The 17480-nt window shown below is 60.9% G+C and carries 14 protein-coding genes; 8 read left to right on the top strand and 6 right to left on the bottom strand.

Annotated features, from left to right (window positions below; translation table 11 throughout):
- Positions 1 to 98: 98 nt before the first annotated feature.
- On the bottom strand, positions 99 to 1784 hold the full coding sequence (locus FBZ99_RS19990; protein ID WP_113353204.1) for a Na/Pi cotransporter family protein: 1686 nt from the start codon (positions 1782 to 1784) through the stop codon (positions 99 to 101).
- A 384-nt stretch (positions 1785 to 2168) separates the two neighbouring features.
- Between FBZ99_RS19990 and FBZ99_RS19985 the strand changes: the two genes are divergently transcribed.
- Positions 2169 to 2975, top strand: coding sequence for an MBL fold metallo-hydrolase (locus FBZ99_RS19985; protein WP_113353205.1), 807 nt, complete (start codon positions 2169 to 2171; stop codon positions 2973 to 2975).
- Positions 2976 to 3229: 254 nt separating this feature from the next.
- Positions 3230 to 5296, top strand: a complete 2067-nt coding sequence (gene mcpU / locus FBZ99_RS19980; protein WP_145634482.1) for a methyl-accepting chemotaxis protein McpU — start codon at positions 3230 to 3232, stop codon at positions 5294 to 5296.
- Positions 5297 to 5377: 81 nt separating this feature from the next.
- Here the strand turns inward: mcpU and FBZ99_RS19975 are convergent, their stop codons facing one another.
- Genes FBZ99_RS19975 through FBZ99_RS19965 form a run of 3 tightly spaced genes read right to left on the bottom strand, consistent with a single transcriptional unit; the run spans position 5378 to position 7751 of the window.
- Positions 5378 to 6763, bottom strand: coding sequence for an ATP-binding protein (locus tag FBZ99_RS19975; RefSeq protein ID WP_145634480.1), 1386 nt, complete (start codon positions 6761 to 6763; stop codon positions 5378 to 5380).
- Entirely contained in the window at positions 6760 to 7431 is a 672-nt protein-coding gene (locus FBZ99_RS19970; RefSeq protein ID WP_113353208.1) for a response regulator transcription factor, read from the bottom strand. Before FBZ99_RS19970 ends, FBZ99_RS19975 begins: the two co-directional genes overlap by 4 nt.
- A 2-nt stretch (positions 7432 to 7433) precedes the next feature.
- The gene (locus tag FBZ99_RS19965) at positions 7434 to 7751 is read right to left on the bottom strand and encodes a PepSY domain-containing protein (RefSeq protein WP_246661149.1); all 318 of its coding nucleotides are present in this window, start codon (positions 7749 to 7751) and stop codon (positions 7434 to 7436) included.
- A gap of 178 nt (positions 7752 to 7929) precedes the next feature.
- On the opposite strand from FBZ99_RS19965, the gene FBZ99_RS19960 reads away from it, so the two are divergent.
- On the top strand, positions 7930 to 11973 hold the full coding sequence (locus FBZ99_RS19960) for a Pls/PosA family non-ribosomal peptide synthetase (RefSeq protein WP_145634476.1): 4044 nt from the start codon (positions 7930 to 7932) through the stop codon (positions 11971 to 11973).
- 7 nt (positions 11974 to 11980) lie between these two features.
- A complete protein-coding gene (locus tag FBZ99_RS19955; protein ID WP_145634474.1) occupies positions 11981 to 12598 on the top strand; it encodes a 4'-phosphopantetheinyl transferase family protein in 618 nt (205 codons plus the stop codon).
- Positions 12599 to 12675: 77 nt separating this feature from the next.
- Here FBZ99_RS19955 and FBZ99_RS19950 read toward each other — a convergent pair whose 3' ends face one another.
- Positions 12676 to 13623, bottom strand: a complete 948-nt coding sequence (locus FBZ99_RS19950) for a bile acid:sodium symporter family protein (protein WP_145321492.1) — start codon at positions 13621 to 13623, stop codon at positions 12676 to 12678.
- Positions 13624 to 13782: 159 nt separating this feature from the next.
- Here FBZ99_RS19950 and FBZ99_RS19945 point away from each other — a divergent pair, with 159 nt between their 5' ends.
- Positions 13783 to 14481: a methyltransferase family protein gene (locus tag FBZ99_RS19945; RefSeq protein ID WP_186450323.1), complete on the top strand. Its 699-nt coding sequence runs from the start codon at positions 13783 to 13785 to the stop codon at positions 14479 to 14481.
- 19 nt (positions 14482 to 14500) lie between these two features.
- Here FBZ99_RS19945 and FBZ99_RS19940 read toward each other — a convergent pair whose 3' ends face one another.
- Positions 14501 to 14998 carry a cupin domain-containing protein gene (locus FBZ99_RS19940; RefSeq protein ID WP_145634471.1) on the bottom strand — a complete coding sequence of 166 codons (498 nt, stop codon included), beginning with the start codon at positions 14996 to 14998 and terminating at the stop codon, positions 14501 to 14503.
- A gap of 133 nt (positions 14999 to 15131) precedes the next feature.
- Here FBZ99_RS19940 and FBZ99_RS19935 point away from each other — a divergent pair, with 133 nt between their 5' ends.
- The 3 genes from FBZ99_RS19935 to FBZ99_RS19925 all read left to right on the top strand — a co-directional run bounded on the left by FBZ99_RS19935 (position 15132) and on the right by FBZ99_RS19925 (position 17470).
- Entirely contained in the window at positions 15132 to 15692 is a 561-nt protein-coding gene (locus tag FBZ99_RS19935) for a DJ-1/PfpI/YhbO family deglycase/protease (RefSeq protein ID WP_113395066.1), read from the top strand.
- Positions 15693 to 15884: 192 nt separating this feature from the next.
- Positions 15885 to 16703: an ABC transporter ATP-binding protein gene (locus FBZ99_RS19930; protein WP_145634469.1), complete on the top strand. Its 819-nt coding sequence runs from the start codon at positions 15885 to 15887 to the stop codon at positions 16701 to 16703.
- Positions 16700 to 17470, top strand: coding sequence for an ABC transporter permease (locus FBZ99_RS19925; protein ID WP_145634467.1), 771 nt, complete (start codon positions 16700 to 16702; stop codon positions 17468 to 17470). The genes FBZ99_RS19930 and FBZ99_RS19925 overlap by 4 nt, the downstream gene beginning before the upstream one ends.
- Positions 17471 to 17480: the final 10 nt, after the last annotated feature.

Below are 17480 nucleotides of genomic sequence, written 5' to 3'. Positions count from 1 at the left end.
GCGACCGACGGGGCAGCTGTCACCAATGGGCATATCGAAGCCACATCGGCGCCGCGCATTCCGGCCCAACCGCCCGACAGACGGCTGAAATAGATCTTTTAGTCATGTGCAGTCACTGCAACCGGTGGCACCGGGCTCGGCGTCCGGCTTTGCAAGAGTTCGCCGCGCTCCTCCAGAACGGGATATGCTGCGGCGGCGACGAGGTGGGAATTGATCTGCTTGAGGTCGCGCAGAAGGTCGAGGTGAAGCGAGCTGGTCTCGGCGGTCTCGATCCCGCCCTGGCGCAAGCGCTGGAAATGGGCTTCCGTCCCCTCGCGCTCCGCCTTGCGGAAAATCACCTTCTCCTCCGCCAGCATACGGGCGGCACTTTCATTCTGCGTCATGAACAGGGCAGCCGCCGTCTGGAGGTTCGACTGCAATCGGTCGAACAATGTCGCCAGTTCGAGCTGTCCTTCCTTCGAGAAACTCAAACCGCGACGCAGGCGTTTTGCCAGGTGCGGCAGAAGGTTCTGGTCGAGCACGTCGCCGGCATGTTCCATGTTCATCGAAAACAGCAGGATCTCGTTCAGACGCCGCCGGTCGGCTTCTCCAAGCTCGTCGGGATCGATCGATGTCAGATAGGTCTTTACGGCCGTGTTCAGGCTGTCGAGGATATTGTCCAGCGATCGCAATCGCGTCAGCGCCTTTCGATCCGTGTCCGATAAGGCAGACTTGGCGCCCGCAAGCATTTCCGAGAGCACGTCGACCAGTCTCAGCGCCTCGCGCGCTGCCGCGCCGAGAGCAACCACGGGCGTTTCCTTGGCCGCCGGATCAAGATATCTCGGGCGCGTCGGATCGGCCTCGTCGATCTTCCGCGGCAGCAATTTGGTCAATAGATCGGCATAGGGCCGCAATAGCGGCATGAACACCACGGCCAAAACGACATTGAAGGCGGTATGAAAATTGGCGACAGCTCGGGCGCTGTCGCCATCGATCATCGCCGACAGACGTGCGGCTGGCTCCAACAGGGCGATCATCGCGATCACACCGACAATGCGTGTCAGCATATTGCCGATGGGCAAACGCTTCACCGATAGATCCGCTCCCGACTGCCCTTCGATGAGTGGGTTGATCGCGGTGCCGAGATTGGCACCGAGAACGAGAGCAAAGGCCTGATCGACATCGATGAGCCCCTTGCTTGCAAGCGACATGATGAGCAGAACCACAGCCACGCTGGAATGGGCGGCCCATGTCAGAATAGCTGCGAGAAGCATACTCAGCACCGGCGTCGCGGCGATCGCATCAAGGACGTAGGCGAGCGCCTTCGACCCCTCATACTGCGTCATCAGGTCGAGGAGCTGATGCAGTGCCAGAAGCATGAAGCCAAGCCCAATCATGACGCGGCCAAGATCGTGCACGCGTGAATTCCCGGTTCGGCGGAACATCAGCACGCCGATCAGGATTAGCGCCGGCGAAGCCGCCGCGACATTGAAAGACAACACCTGAACGATCAGGGTCGTGCCGACATTGGCTCCCAGCATGACGGCAAGTGCCGGCACGAGATCCACCAGGCCGCCCGCCGCGAAGCCGGAGGCCATCAGGCCGGTTGCCGTACTGCTCTGCAGGATGGCGGTGACACCGATGCCCGCAAAAAAAGCCTTCGTGCGATTGCTGAGCGCCCGGCCGAGAAAAGAGCGCAGATCAGGCCCGAATGTGCGCTGGATACCGGTCTGGACCATGCGCGTGCCCCAGAGCAGAAGGGCGATGTGGCCGGCCAGAGCAACGAGGCCGAGAATAAGCGCCATAGTGGTCCTCCATATGCCTACGATGCTGGGCATCAATATCGCGATTATCTAAACTTTCATTAGCCGACTATGTTTCTTTGTCTTGGCGCCTTTTGCAAGGTCAGATTGTCATAAATCGATGAAATAAGAATTTTTACGTTAAAAATCATAGATATAGGATTGCCATGAATCCTACCACCATTCGTTAGGAATATCCATTTTCCCAAGAAAGGTCGGCCTGAAAGCGACGATTTTCTGTCTCCAACGAGATCGTCTGAGGGTTGTTGCGTCGCCTTTTTGCTTTGATCCGTCCAAGGTCTGGCCAATATAGCACAGAAGCCTTCACTTGCCGTGCGGCGGGTCCGTGGTCGCAGGCTGGAAAGACAGACTGGCGAGGAGTTCGAGATGACGCATTTTATCTGCATCACATGCGGCACACAGTTCGACGAAGGCGACGGACCACCTCTGGCCTGCCCAATCTGCGAAGACGAGCGCCAGTTCGTACCTCAATCGGGACAGGAATGGACAGACATGGCGAGCCTCGGCCAGAAGCATGAGGTAATCTGGAACGAGGAAGCGGAAGGCGTCCACAGTCTGCAGATCTCGCCTCATTTCGGCATTGGCCAGCGCGCCTTTCTGATCGAAGGACCTGACGGCAATATCCTCTGGGACTGCCTCAGCCTTATCGACGAGCCTAGCAAGGCACGGATCACCGCCATGGGCGGCTTAAGCGCGATCGCGATCTCCCACCCTCATTTCTATTCGTCGATGACCGAATGGAGCGCCGCCGGCGTCAGCGTGCCGATCCATATCCACGCCAACGATAGCGAATGGGTGCAAAGGCGCGATGGGGCGCTACATCCATGGACAGGCGAGACACTGTCGATTGGCCAGGCGACCATGATCCGTTGCGGCGGCCATTTCGACGGCAGTTGCGTGCTCTATTGCCCTTGGCTCGAAGGCGGGCGCGGCGCGCTCTTCGTCGGCGACACGATGCAGGTGACCATGGACCGCCAGTTCGTCAGCTTCATGCGCAGCTACCCAAACCTCGTTCCGCTCGACGCCAAGGCCGTGACGGCGATATCGGAAGCGGTTCGACCCTATCGGTTCGAAGCGATATACGGTGCATTCCCCGGTCGAACGATCGAGATCGACGGCAATCGCGTGGTGGAACGTTCTACTGAGAGATACCTGAAGGCTATCGCAGGTTGAGGTTTCATTGGGCTAAGAATATGGCATCTGCTGCCTGCTTCTTCCCCAGTGGTCATCGATCGGTCATGATTAAAGGCACCTTAACGCTTCTCAAGCATACCTGACCGCATGTCTCATCAAGACATTCGCGGCGCCATGACGGCATTTGCTGGAATGACCATGACGTTTGGCCCATCCGGCGCGTCGGCTTCTTCAATCATCGACACGCTGGATCACCGTAAAGGACCGATCCCGTGCAAACCCGTTTCAATTTGATGACGAAAATTTTGGTGGTGGCATCTCTGGTCGTCATCGCCGCCCTCTCCGGTTTTTCAATTTACATAGACAGCCTTCAGCGCACGGCCGCCAGCGAAGCGGTCAAGGGAGAGATCGAATCCTCCGGTCTTCAGGCGTCGCAGAGTATCTCGAACTGGCTGGGCGCACGCGTCATGCTGACCGAACTTGCCGCCAATGCCGCCGCCAAGGCTGGAAATCCGGCTGGCATCAGCGGCGCCTTCGACAATCCCGTTCTGCTGCGCGAATTCATGTCCACCTATGTCGGAGACGAGCAGGGCGTCTTCACCAGCGTTCCCAATCAGCCGCTTCCGGCGGATTACGACCCGCGCAAGCGGCCCTGGTACAAGGATGCCGTGAAGGCCGACAAGCTGGTCCTGACCGATCCCTATAATGACGCCTCGACGGGCAACCTCATCATCAGCGCCGCCATGCCGGTCAAGCGCGACGGCAAGCTGTTCGGCGTTGCCGCAAGCGACTTCTCGCTCGGTTCGCTCGTCTCCATGATCAAGTCGGTCACCATGGGCGGCAAAGGTTCGGCATTCCTGGTGAAGAACGATGGAACCATTCTTGTCCATCAGGATCAGCAGCTGGTCACCAAGAAGCTCGCCGATGCCTTTCCGCAGGCAACGCCTGCGATCGGCTCCGGCATTTCCGAAACGATCTTCAACGGCAAGTCCGTCCTTGTCAGCTTCCTGCCCGTTCAAGGCTTGCCGCGCACCGACTGGTATCTCGGCGTGCAGATCGACCGCGACGCTGCTTTTGCCGGCGTCGCCAAATTCCGGATTGCTGCGACCGCCGCGACCGCTATCGGCGTCGTCGCCCTGATCGGCGTCTTGGCGATGCTGCTGTCGAGATTGGTAGTCCGCCCGGTCCTGCAGATGACGAGCGCCATGGGCAAGCTTGCCGGCGGTGACGTTTCCGCCGAAATTCCAGGAACCGATCGCAAGGATGAGCTCGGGCGCATGGCCGCGGCGGTCGCTGTCTTCAGGGACAACATGATTCAGCGTGGTCGCCTTGCGAAGGAGGCCGAAGATACGCGGATGCTGAGCGAGCAGGAGCGGCGCGACCGCGAAGCCCTCAGGGCCATTGAGGAGGAACAGATCGCTTCCGCCGTGCAGTCGCTCGCCGATGGGCTTGGCCGTCTTGCCAATGGCGATCTCGTCCATCGCATTAACGTTCCCTTTGCCGGTGATCTCGACCGCCTGAGAACCGACTTCAATACGTCGGTGGCACGGCTCCACGACGCCATGGCGACCGTCGGGCGCAATGCCCAGGCAATCGACACCGGTGCGGGAGAAATCCGCGCCGCCGCGGATAATCTTGCACGCCGCACCGAGCAACAGGCCGCTTCTGTCGAGGAGACCGCGGCAGCCCTCGAGGAAATCACGACAACGGTCAAGGATAGTGCCCGCCGGGCGGAAGAAGTCGGCCAACTCGTCACGCGAGCCCGCGGCGGCGCGGAAAAATCCGGCGAGATCGTCGAAAAGGCCGTCGGCGCCATGAACATGATCGAAAAATCCTCCGGCGAGATCTCCAACATCATCGGCGTCATCGACGACATCGCCTTCCAGACCAATCTTCTGGCGCTGAATGCCGGTGTCGAAGCAGCCCGTGCCGGCGAGGCGGGCAAGGGCTTTGCCGTGGTCGCGCAGGAAGTCCGCGAGCTCGCACAGCGCTCCGCGCAGGCGGCAAAGGAGATCAAATCCCTGATCACCGCCTCCGGCGAGCAGGTCAAGAACGGCGTTACCCTTGTTAACCAGACGGGCGAAGCGCTTGAGGTGATCGTGCGGGACGTTCAGGAGATCAACCGCAATATCGAAGCGATCGTGCGGGCCTCGCGCGAACAGTCGACAGGTCTCCAGGAGATCAACACGGCGGTCAACACCATGGATCAGGGCACGCAGCAGAACGCCGCCATGGTCGAGCAGCAGACGGCCGCAAGCCACGGTCTGGCGTCGGAAGCCGCGACCTTGAACGAGCTGCTCGCACAGTTTCGCATTAGCGAGCAGGGCGCCAACGAAACACGCACCCGACGCGCGGCCTGAGGCGACAAGGTCCAAATTCAATCCGTCCGCCCGCCTTGCGAAAGCAAGAAGGCGGGCGGCAATGCTTGAGCCTATAGCGAACTAGTTCTCCAGCGCCGTCTGCTTATCCTTGACCAGCCGCGTCGGCAAATTGACGGTGACGGACAGCCCTCCGAGGCTGGAACGGGCGAGCGTTAGCTTGCCGTCATAGGCTTCGACCAGATCCTTGGCGATCGCCAGCCCGAAGCCGGTTCCGGCGATGCTTTCGTCGAGTCGCCTGCCGCGCCGGATGAAAGCCATTTCCGCATCCTCGGGCAGGCCCGGGCCATCGTCCTCGATGCACAGTTCCACGCCCTCGGGCAACTGCGACAGGCGAACCTCGACCTTGCCGGCCGTCCATTTCCTGGCATTGTCGATCAGATTGCCGGTAATGTCGGCAAAATCCGCCTCGTCGATCGCCAGCCACATCTCCGGCGGCGCCACGAGCTCGAAATCGATTTTCCGCTCGGCCGAGAGACGCCGCATGACCGAGATGATCTTCTGGAGATCGGCGCTGGCATCCATGACGCCAACGGTATGGGCGGCGGCGAGGCTTGCGCGGGTTTGCGCAAGCGTTCGCTTGATCTGCGCCTCCATCCGGCTCACCTCCGTCTGGATCGCCGCGGCCCGCTCCGACATCCCCTCTTCGGAGAGAATACGCGCGGTCGCCTCAAGCGCCGCGAGCGGGGTCTTCAGGCCATGCGCGAGATCGCCGGCGCGCGCACGCGCCTGTGTCAGTTGGGTTTCACGCGATGCGAGCAGCCCGTTGAGGTCGTCCACGAGAGGCTGTACTTCTCGCGGAAACTGACCAGTGATCTTGCGCGCGGACCGCTCCTGCACCGCCATCAGGGCCGTGCGCAGGTCATTGAGCGGCCGCAGCCCGTATCGCAGGAATACCACGACTGCCCCGATCAGGGCGACTGACAGCACGCCAAGAGAGGGCGCCATGGCATAGAAGAAGCGCCAGCGCGCCGGTGCAAGCTCGCTGTTGTCGAGCGCCATGACGATATCAACCATCTGGTCGCCCGTGGCCGAGGGGATCGAAATGGATCGTTCGACGGCGAGAAGACGGCTGCCATTTGGCCCTTTCATATCCGTCGCCCGACCGGCATCGCGAGGCCGGGCACGCAGCCAAGGCAAATTCTGCTCCCAGAGCGATTGCGAGCGCAGCTCGACAGTGCCATTGCGGCCGACCTGCCAATAGAAGCCACCATTCGGAATGCCGAAGCGGGGATCAGTCGGCGTGTCATCAAGGAAGAGCTGATTCGACGAATTGATATCGACCGCGGCGAGAAGAACGCGCAACTCCTCGTCTATCTCCGAGAGGGCGAGAGCTCTGACGGCCAGCCCGGAAATGGCATTGATGCCGACCCCCGCCAGAAAGGTTGCGACGATGATCGCCACCACGGAACCCAGCAGCAACCGCCCTCGCAGCGAGAACGGTGTCATGACGGCGGCGCCTCGCGCGGGATAATGTAGCCCTGGCCGCGCCGGGTCTCGATGACGGTGCCGTCGAACTTGCGCCTGAGGCGTGCGACAACCACTTCGAGCGCGTTCGACAGAAGCTCCGTCTCTTCGTCATAGATGCTGTCGGCGATCTGCGTTCGGGAAAGCACCGTGCCGGCATTGTGCATCAGATAGGCAAGAAGCCGGTATTCCAGCGCGGTCACCTGAACGGGCTGACCGCGGAACGAGACGGTGCGCTGGCGCGTGTCGAGCTCCAGCACGCCATTGGAAAGGATGGGAGAAGATTGCCCGGCGGCGCGGCGCATGAGGGCGCGCACGCGGGCCAGAAGCTCCTCCATACGGAAGGGCTTGGTCAGATAGTCATCGGCACCCGCATCCATGCCGTCGACCTTGTCGCGCCAGCCGTCGCGCGCCGTCAGTATGATAACAGGCATACCCCGTTTTTCTGCGCGCCAGCGCCGCAGAACCGTCAGGCCATCAAGCTTTGGAAGTCCGAGATCGAGTATGACAAGATCAAAGTGCTCGATATCGCCACGATACCAAGCTTCCTCTCCGTTGCTCACGCTCGAGACGACATAATGCTGATCCTCCAGGCAGCGGCGCATGTCCGCCACGATACTGGGCTCATCTTCAGCAATCAGAATGCGCATTCTCAGCGTCTCTCGATCACGGCAAGCGTTGCGCCGTCGAGCACTATATCACCACGTTTGCCATCCGGCTTCAACACGCGCACGGCATAGGCCTGACGCCCAGCCCGGCGAACCCGCTTGATGCGAAGCACCTTTCCCGGCATTTCGCGCGCAACGACCGCATAGATGTCGCGCAGCGGCCGCAAGCTGCCGGCATCTTCGACCAGAACACTGTTATGTATGCGACAGAATGCCTCCATGCCTGGCAAGCTTAGCGGAACCGCCACCAAGAGAACGGACAGCCAGCGGGGCCAGCCGGCTCCTCGCCCGAATATGCGCAACAATATCAATCCTTCTTTCGAGCTGGCACGCAGGGCTCGCCCTGCAGCGAACCAAGCATAGCTTTCCCAACATTACAATTCACTGACAACGCCCGTAAGAGAGCTGCAAATTGAAGGGTGTATAAGCATGAACAGATGGCACGCTGATTGTGCCGAGTTTCGTTCCGCAGAAGTTACCATGACTATCCAGATTTCGTCGATTACCCCAAATGCCAGCCTCTCGGTTTCCTCAGGCGGCATTCGGCCTGAATTCGTCCGCAATGAAACCATGGTGGACATCTTCAAGGCAACGGTTGCCCGCAGCTCCCACAAGACGGCACTCACGCTGATCGGAACCGACCAGGCGATGACCTATGCCGAACTGGACCGGCGCTCCGATGAGGCAGCGCGCGCGCTCAGCCGTCGCGGCATTGGTCCGGGTGACTTCGTCGGTCTGTGGTTCCAGCGTTCCCTCGAGCTACATGTCGCACTTTTGGCGATTCTCAAGGCCGGAGCTGCCTATATTCCCTTCGATGCAGCGGCCCCTGCCGACCGCGTGGCGGTTAGCCTCGCCGATTGCGGCGCGAAATGGCTGCTGACCCATGATGAAAAGGCGGCCCTTGCCCCCGAATTCGACGGCCAGACCCTGATCCTCAAGGGACTGCTCGCAGAAGACAATGATGGCATCGCGCCGCGTGCCGCCACGCATGACGATCCCGCCTATGCGATCTACACCTCCGGCTCCACGGGCAAGCCGAAGGGCATCGTCATCACGCACCGGAATATCTGCCACTATCTGCGGGCAGGCAACGATGTCCTCGGCATGGTCGAATCGGACGTCGTTCTTCAACAGGCTTCGGTCGCCTTCGATCTTTCGCTCGAGGAGATATTCGTTCCCTATCTGGTCGGCGCGACATTGAAGGTTGCGACATCTGCCGTTATGGCCGAACTCGACAGGCTCGCAGATGTACTGGAAGCAGAAAAGATCACGGTCATCGACACCGTGCCGACGCTGCTCACCATGCTGGAGCGCGATGTCGAAAGCCTGCGCGTCATCATCGTCGGCGGCGAAGCCTGCCCTCCGGCGATCGTCAGCCGCTTTTCGAAAGCCGGCCGGCGCCTGATCAATACCTACGGCCCGACCGAGACGACGGTGGTTGCAACCTACGCCGAACTCGATCCATCCCGGCCGATCACGATCGGTGGGCCGATCGCCAACACGACCGCCTATGTCGTCGACGAAAACCTGCAACTCGTGGCACGTGGCGATACCGGTGAATTGCTGATCGGCGGACCGGGTGTCGCTGCCGGCTACAGAAACCTGCCGCAGCTGACAGCCGCGAAGTTCATCGCCAATCCCTTCGCCGGTCATGACGACCCGATGCTTTACCGCAGCGGCGACGCCGTGCTGATGGACGAGGAAGGGCAGCTCCATTTCCTCGGGCGCATCGACGACCAGGTCAAGATTCGCGGCTATCGCATCGAGCTCGGCGAGATCGAAACCGTCGTGGGCGAGCTTCCCGACGTGAAGGCCGCATCCGTCGTCGTGCATCGTCCGCCGGATGGCGAGGACATGCTGGTTGCCCACGTCGTTACCACGGGCAGCAGCTTCGATCGCGACAAGGCGCGCGCCGTGCTTACAGCCAAGCTGCCGCCCTACATGGTACCCGCCGCCTGGCATAGCCATGTCTCGCTGCCGCGGCTTCCTTCCGGCAAGATCGATCGCAAGACCCTTGCCGCCATCCCGCTGGTGACCGATCAGCCGACCCAGGCACAAGAGCCGCCGCGCACATGGACGGAAGCACAGCTACTCAAGGCCGCCACGGAAGCGCTTCGGCTGCGCTCCATCAGCTTCGAGGCGGATTTCTTCACCGAGCTCGGCGGCCATTCCATGCTGGCGGCCCGGTTTGTTTCCGAAGTGCGTAAGATCCCGCTGCTGGCGGGCATCGCCCTGCGCGACGTCTATGCCGGCCGCACTTTGCGCGGCATCGCGGCGATCCTGGAGCAGCGCGCGGAGCGCGCTTCCGGACAGGAGCGCAAGAATTTCGAGCCCGCTCCTTGGCGCCGGCGCTTTCTCTGCGGTCTTGCTCAGGCCGTGGTGCTACCCTTCATCGTCGCGATCGCAACGCTACAATGGATCGGCCTACTGCTCGCCTCCATCCTGCTGATCGATGACGGCGCGTCGGTCTGGAATGAAATCCTCATTCTGGGCGGCGTCTATCTGGCTCTCAATCTCGGTGAGAAGCTGGTCGTCGTCGCCCTCAAATGGCTTGTCATCGGCCGCACGCGGCCCGGTGTCTATCCCTTGTGGGGCACCTATTATTTCCGCATCTGGCTGATGCAGCGCATCGTTCAGCTCACCGCTCCGAAATTCCTGAGAGGTTCGCCGCTTATCCGCGTCTATATGCGCGCACTCGGCGCCAAGGTCGGCAAGGATGCGATGATCGATGAGTTCGAGGAAGGCGCGATCGACCTTGTGCGCATCGGCGCGAGATCCAGCCTCGGTGTCAAGATCAAGCTCGCCAATGTCGAAGTCATCGGCAATGAGATCCATGTCGGCACGATCGATATCGGCGAAGGCGTGCAGATCGGCAACGGCTCCGTCATCGGCCACAATGTCAAGATCGATGACGGCGCCGTCATCGGCGATCTGACGGCGATTGCCGCCGGCACCCATGTTGAAGCCCATACGCGCTGGGATGGCTCGCCCGCCCGCCAGACCGGGCACGCCGAGCACGAAGAGATGCCCGCCCATCCGGAGCTCGGTACCGTCGGACGCATCTTCCAGTTCGCGGCCTATTTCGTTGCCTACAATCTTAGCCTCGTCGTCGGCCTGCTGCCGATCTTCCCGGCCTTCTATCTGTTCTCCGCCGTACAGCAGATCTACGCGCCCGGCTCCGATGAGGCCTTGTCCTGGGGTATGATCGCCGCGCTCTCCTGGCCGGCCGCCTTCCTGCTGATCGTCGTGTCGATGGCTGTCGTCGTGGCGCTCAGATGGGTACTGTTGCCTCGCGTCGTACCGGGTCGCTATTCCATTTTCGGCAATCTCTATTTCCGCAAATGGGTCGTCGGCCTGACCACCGAGGCCATGCTGGAAACCCTGAATTCGCTCTACGCCACCGTCTTCATGCGCAATTGGTACCGCCTGATGGGGGCCAAGATCGGCAAGGGCACGGAGATCTCGGCAAACTTCGCCGGCCGCTACGACCTTATCGAAATGGGCCGCGACAACTTCATCGGTGACGAGACCATCTTCGGCGACGAGGAAATCCAGAATGGCTGGATGATACTCAAGCGCCTGAAAACAGGCGATCGCTGCTTCTTCGGCAATTCCTCCGTCATCTCGCAGGGTGCGGTGATCGAGAGCGATTCGCTCGTCGGCATCAAGACGCGCCTGCCCGATTCCCTGCACGTCAAGTCGGGCGAAACCTGGTGCGGCAGCCCCGCCTTCCAGTTCCCGACGCGCGAGAGGCTGCAGGCGGCTGCGAACACCACCTATGCACCGCCGCTCCGCATGCGCCTTGTGCGCATCCTGTTCGAGGCTATGCATACGTCGTTGCCGACCGCCATCCTCATCGTCATGGCACTCGCCATGTCCGACATGCTGGCCAGCGAAATCGACAACGGTGCCTGGGGCAGCCTTTTCTGGACGCTGATGGCCGCCGGCCTCGCAACCTCCGGCATCCTCTACCTCGTTGCCGTCGCATTCAAATGGACGCTGATTGGTACCTACAAGCCGATGAACCGGCCGATGTGGTCATGGTGGGCCATGCGCACCGAAGCCGTCGCGGTCTTCTACGGCGGTCTCGCCAGCAAGATGCTGCTCGACTATCTGCGCGGCACGCCGTTCCTGCCCTGGCTGCTCCGTCCCTTCGGCGCCAAGATCGGCCAGGGAGCATGGATCAACAGCACCGATATCTGCGAATTCGATTGCACCCATATCGGCGACCACGCCGTCCTCAATATGGGCTCCTGCCCGCAGACCCATCTCTATGAAGACCGCATCATGAAGGTCGGCCGCATCACGATCGGCGACGGCGTCTCGATCGGCTCGGGCAGCACCGTGCTTTACGAGGCCAATGTCGGCGATTTCGCTGAAATCGGACTGCTGACCCTGGTCATGAAGGGTGAGGCCATCCCGCAAGGAACGTCGTGGGTCGGCGCACCTGCCCAGGCGGTTCAAACCGAGCAGGAACCGGCTCCCGTCGCTCAGAAAGAAGCCCTGCCCTCCGCCGCGGCGTGAGCGTGGGATGACTGCCCCTCAACTAGAGGTCGTCCTGGCGGTCGCGGATGCGATCGCCATTCTCGTCCGCCCGATGCCTGGCGGACGAGCAGAGCGTGATCAGATCGCGCAAACAGCCTTAAGAACAGCCACGCAGCGGGACGATCTTTCCATCTATCGCCGACCGAGCGAGCGGCCGGCGCTGAGGCAGCCCTATCACGAGCTGGGTATTTCGCTTTCACATCGCACCGATCTGCTACTGGCGGGCTTTGCACCCAATAATGCTGTCGGCGTGGATATAGAGATCGAGGATATCGACGGCTTCGACCCAATCGCTTTTGCCGCCGACCACTTCTCGCCGAGGGAAGCGGCCGCGGTTGCCACGTTCGATAGCGCGATCGCGCTGGAAGTCTGCTACCGGCTCTGGGTCGCAAAGGAGGCTGCGCTGAAGATCAGCGGCCGCGGCATCTTCGACGGGCTGGACGAACCCGATCTGGCGGCGCAACTGAACCTCCTGCGCACCGATGGCGCGACCATCCGTCTTGGCGCCGGATCGCGGCTGCCGCCAATTGCGCTCACCGTAACGCGACTTGGTGGAACCGTGGATCAAGCCGTCTATTGCGCCCTTGCCACGGATATGAGCTGAACGACGATTCAGCGATGAGAAGCATTTCGGCCGGCACGACGCGGGTTGAAGCCGCGCCCCATCCATACCCGTAGATTTCACGGCCGCGGCGGCGCGTCCGCATCTTGGCGCGAAGAAAACCAGTTTGCCAGGGTTGCACCGGAAATATTGTGCCAGACGGAAAAGATCGCGCTCGGAACGGCGGCGATCGGCGAGAAATAGGCTGTGGCCAGCGCTGCACCCAGGCCTGAATTCTGCATGCCCACTTCGATCGCCAGCGCCTTGCGCTTGTAGAAATTGAGCCCGAGCACTTTCGATGCATAATAGCCGAACAGGTAGCCGAGACCGTTGTGCAGGACGACGACGGCGAAGATCAGCAAGCCGGACTGCACGATGGCTGCCTTCGATGCACCGACGACAGCCGCAACGATCAGTACGATGCCGATGACGCTGACGAGAGGCAGGACCGGGATTGCCGCGCGAACCAGGCCGGGCACGGCCTTTTGTGCGATGACGCCAAGCAGCAGCGGCACGATGATGACCTGCACGATGCTGATGAACATCGACCAGGCATTGACAGGCAGATACTGGCTCGCGAACATCCAGACGAGGAACGGCGTGACGATGGGCGCTGCGAGCGTCGTCACACTCGTGCAGGCGACCGACAGCGCCACGTCGCCACGGGCAAGATAGGTCATGACATTGCTCGAGGTGCCGCCTGGGCAGCAGCCGACCAGAATGACGCCGGCTGCGACTTCCGGCGGCATCGGAATGATCCGCGTCAAAAGCAGTGCCAGCGCCGGCATAATGCCAAAATGTGCGATGACGCCGATCGCGACTTCATGGGGACGACGTGCCAGCTCGCGAAAATCGTCAACGGATATGGTCAGCCCCATACCGAACATGATGATGCCGAGAAGGACGACGATCCAGGGTGCGAACTGCTTGAAGAAATCGGGCAGGAAAAAGCCGAGAGCGGCAAACAGGATGACCCATATGGAAAAAGTCTTGCCGACGAAGGCGGAAAAGGATGCCAGGAATTTCATGGAATCTCCGGGGGGAAGGAGCATGATGATGTTCGGCCGGTCTAAACCCGGCGCATCGCGTGTCAAGGCTTCGAACCGCCCGATCCGTTCGCTTCCATCATCTAAGCAGCATAAATCCACCGAAGGGCGCGGCAAGTTTGCCTTGCAAGGAGCAACTGCATGACTGTTACCGAACCTGAACCCATGTCCCGCACGAAGGCCATATCCTACGCGATCGGTCTGCCGCTTGCGCTGCTTGCTCTCGTCTTTTTACCTGTCGGTCGCCTCGACTGGCGGCCCGGATGGGTCTTTATTGTTTTCCTCCTGGTAATCTACGGGATCGCGATACTGGTCATGCGACGCGTAAACCCCATGATCTTCAGGGCACGCAGCCGCTTCCAGGCCGGAACCAAACGTTGGGATCTCATTCTGGTCTCGCTCATCTGCCTGGGTATGATCGCCGAAATACCGCTTGGAACCCTGGATGCCGGCAGGATGAAATGGTCGGTGATGCCAACCTCCGTCGTGATCCTGGGTTATATCCTGCTAGCGGTCGGCATTGCGCTCGGCACATGGGCGCAGGCCGTCAATCGCTTCTTTGAACCCGGTGTCCGCCTCCAGCGCGAACGCGGCCAACATGTCATCAGCAATGGTCCCTACGCCTACGTGCGCCATCCGGGCTATGTCAGCGCGATCTTGGTATTTGCAGGGCTGGCGCTGGCGCTCGGTTCCTGGTGGGCTTTAATCCTAGCCGCTTGGGCAAGCGGGGTACTGATTCTGCGTACCAGCTGGGAGGACGCCCTGCTGCAGGCGGAACTCGAGGGTTATGCCGATTATGCCGGGCGCGTGCGGTTCCGATTGCTGCCGGGTGTCTGGTAATGCTCGATTTCGGCCGGCGCTAGGCTTTGCCATGCCATAGAGAGAGGAGGCCACCGGCCTCTCCTTTCAATGGATCCCTTGCGGGCACGCCAAGTTTTTCGATCATCGCCTGCTGCTCGGCCGTGGGCATTTCCCGGCAGAGATCGGCCTCCTGACCGGGAGGATAGCCGCCGATCACGAGCAGGTCTTCGCTCGCCTCCAGCCGGCAATGGCCGGTTCCGGCCGGTAGCAGCAGGGCATCGCCGGCCTCGACCGTGATTTCCTTGCCGCTGGGTCCGCCGATCATCAGCCGGGCCCGACCTGCCGCAACGCCCAATATTTCGTGCGCCGTGGAATGAAAATGGTGAAAGGGATAGACGCCATTTCGCCAGAGGCCGCCCCAGCCATTGGTTCGAAAGAGCCGTTCGAAACTCTCAGCTCGGTCGGGGCCATCGAGCACCTGCCGATAGACGATCACAGGAAATCGCTGATTATTCGGGATCCAGCCGGACTGCTCGAATTTGATTGCCTGCTCCATCCGATCTCTCCCTGTAGATTTCCATCATAACCGCGGGATCGCGCTGCGGTTCCCACAAAGCCGGGGAACGATTGCCTGCGGCTGGGGTTTGGAAACGGGCGTTCCGATCAACGATACAGCGAAAGGATAGATCATGCCTTCCATCAATTCCGCACATATCCTCATTCTGGCGACCGACGGCTACGAACGTTCAGAACTTCGCGTTCCCCTCGACGAACTCAGGAAGCGTGGCGCCGATGTCAAGGTTGCCTCCATCAAGAAGGACAGCATCAAGAGCTGGGACAAGACCGATTGGGGCGACAGCGTTGAGGTCGATATCATCGCTAAGGATGTCGACGTGAACCAGTTCGATGCGCTGGTGCTGCCGGGTGGCCAGATCAATCCCGACAAGCTGCGCATGGATGGCGATGCCATGCGGGTCGTCCGTGATTTCCTGAATTCCGGCAAGGTGGTCGCCGCCATATGCCACGCGCCCTGGCTGCTCGCTGAAGCCGACGCGTTGCGTGGGCGCCAGGCAACCTCCTACTGGTCCATCAAGACGGACGTCAAAAATGCCGGCGCAACCTGGAAGGACGAAAAGGTCGTGACTGATGAAGGCATCATCACATCTAGGTCGCCCGACGATCTTCCCGCCTTCGTAGACAAGATCGTCGAGGAGGTTCAGGAGGGCCGGCACCACCGGCGCGCAGCCTGACCACCCGATCCCTGCGAAACTTGCCAAGCCCCGACAGCATCTGCCGGGGCTTTCGCATCCTTTCCCTGTAGCAGAACGATAGCTCAGCCAATCCGCATATTGACTGGTCGCGCTTGCTTTGATCTGTTGGCTGAACATGACGATGCCTGATGCCCGCCGGAGGTAGACGGATATCGGGGAGGAAAGCAGGGCATGACGATGGAGGCTGTGAGGGCGGTCAGCCTGAAACAGGTGGCGATTTCCTTTGAAATGGCCGGCAAGACACGGTTCGACGCCGTAGCGGCGACCAATCTGAATGTTGAGGCGCATGAGTTCGTGGCTATTGTCGGCCCGACGGGCTGCGGCAAATCCACACTTCTCAATGCGACGGCGGGGCTTTTGACGCCCGCGTCAGGGACGGTCGAAGTCTTCGGCCAGCCCCTGAAATCCATCAACCGCCAGGCAGGCTATCTCTTCCAGCAGGATTCGCTGATGCCATGGAAAACGGTTCTCGAGAATGTTGCGATCGGACTAGAGATCACGGGAACGGATACTGCCGAGGCAAGAAGGATTGCGCGGGATTGGTTGGGACGCGTCGGCCTTGCCACATTTGCCGATCGTTTCCCGCGCATGCTCTCGGGCGGCCAACGCAAGCGGGTCGGTCTTGCCCAGGTGCTCATCCGCAATCCCAAACTGCTCCTGATGGACGAACCATTCGGTCCGCTCGATGCGCAGACCCGCCTGATCATGGGCGACCTCCCGCTGAAACTCTGGTCCGAGGACCGCAAAGCCGTGATGTTCGTCACGCACGATCTCGATGAGGCGATCGCCCTTGCCGACCGTGTCGTCATCATGTCCGCCGGTCCGAAGTCCCGCATTATCGGTGACTTCAAGGTGCCGCTGGAACGGCCTCGCGAAATCGGCGAGATCCGGCACGATCCCGTTTTCAACCAGCTTCATCGTGATATCTGGCAGGCGCTGCGCGACGAGGTGATGACCGCCTATCGCCAGAGCAGCGGAGAGATCGCATGAACCGCTCCCTCCTTCTCCTGCTGCAGATCCTGGTGGCGCTGGTCATTTTGGTCCTCTGGCATCTGGCGACGAATACCGGCCTCTTCGGCAATCCGAAGACCATATCCTTCTTCTTTGCCGATCCGCTCAAGGTCGCGCAACGTGTGATCCAGTGGTTCGCCAGCGGATCGATCTGGTATCATCTCTGGATCACGCTATCGGAATCGATCCTGGCCTTCCTGCTCGGCGCCTTCGGCGGCGTCGTCTTCGGCTTCTGGTTCGCCCGCCGGCCGCTGATCGCGGCAGTCTTCGACCCTTATGTGAAGGCGGCGAATGCGCTGCCCCGCGTCGTGCTCGCCCCGATCTTCGCGCTGTGGTTCGGTCTCGGCATCTGGTCCAAGGTCGCGCTTGGCATCACGCTCGTCTTCTTCATCGTCTTTTTCAACGTCTACCAGGGTGTCAAGGAAGTCAGCCAGCCGGTACTGTCCAATGCCCGCATGCTTGGAATGAACGAGCGGCAGCTGCTGCGCCATGTCTATATGCCATCGGCGCTTTCCTGGGTGTTTTCCAGCCTGCATACCTCGGTGGGTTTTGCGGTCGTGGGCGCCGTTGTCGGCGAATATCTCGGTTCTGCCGCCGGCCTCGGCTACCTCATCCAGCAGGCCGAGGGTGTCTTTGATGTGACGGGCGTCTTTGCGGGCATGGCGGTTCTGACCGCTTTCGTTCTGCTGGTGGATTGGGTCATGACGATGGTTGAACGACGGCTGCTTGCCTGGCGCGGCCAGTAGCGCAAAGAAA

Source organism: Rhizobium sp. ERR 1071, from assembly GCF_007828675.1.
In the GTDB taxonomy this organism is placed as follows: Bacteria; Pseudomonadota; Alphaproteobacteria; order Rhizobiales; family Rhizobiaceae; genus Rhizobium; species Rhizobium dioscoreae.
The sequence above is the reverse complement of the archived record's forward strand: the minus strand, read 5'-3'. Positions and strand labels throughout refer to the sequence as shown.

Excerpts from the sequence above, each read along its gene's own strand:
- FBZ99_RS19990 (WP_113353204.1), bottom strand. The coding sequence starts at position 1,784 with ATGGCGCTTATTCTCGGCCTCGTTGCTCTGGCCGGCCACATCGCCCTT.
- FBZ99_RS19985 (WP_113353205.1), top strand. The coding sequence starts at position 2,169 with ATGACGCATTTTATCTGCATCACATGCGGCACACAGTTCGACGAAGGC.
- mcpU (WP_145634482.1), top strand. The coding sequence starts at position 3,230 with ATGACGAAAATTTTGGTGGTGGCATCTCTGGTCGTCATCGCCGCCCTC.
- FBZ99_RS19975 (WP_145634480.1), bottom strand. The coding sequence starts at position 6,763 with ATGACACCGTTCTCGCTGCGAGGGCGGTTGCTGCTGGGTTCCGTGGTG.
- FBZ99_RS19970 (WP_113353208.1), bottom strand. The coding sequence starts at position 7,431 with ATGCGCATTCTGATTGCTGAAGATGAGCCCAGTATCGTGGCGGACATG.
- FBZ99_RS19960 (WP_145634476.1), top strand. The coding sequence starts at position 7,930 with ATGACTATCCAGATTTCGTCGATTACCCCAAATGCCAGCCTCTCGGTT.
- FBZ99_RS19955 (WP_145634474.1), top strand. The coding sequence starts at position 11,981 with ATGACTGCCCCTCAACTAGAGGTCGTCCTGGCGGTCGCGGATGCGATC.
- FBZ99_RS19950 (WP_145321492.1), bottom strand. The coding sequence starts at position 13,623 with ATGAAATTCCTGGCATCCTTTTCCGCCTTCGTCGGCAAGACTTTTTCC.
- FBZ99_RS19945 (WP_186450323.1), top strand. The coding sequence starts at position 13,783 with ATGACTGTTACCGAACCTGAACCCATGTCCCGCACGAAGGCCATATCC.
- FBZ99_RS19940 (WP_145634471.1), bottom strand. The coding sequence starts at position 14,998 with ATGGAGCAGGCAATCAAATTCGAGCAGTCCGGCTGGATCCCGAATAAT.
- FBZ99_RS19935 (WP_113395066.1), top strand. The coding sequence starts at position 15,132 with ATGCCTTCCATCAATTCCGCACATATCCTCATTCTGGCGACCGACGGC.
- FBZ99_RS19930 (WP_145634469.1), top strand. The coding sequence starts at position 15,885 with ATGACGATGGAGGCTGTGAGGGCGGTCAGCCTGAAACAGGTGGCGATT.
- FBZ99_RS19925 (WP_145634467.1), top strand. The coding sequence starts at position 16,700 with ATGAACCGCTCCCTCCTTCTCCTGCTGCAGATCCTGGTGGCGCTGGTC.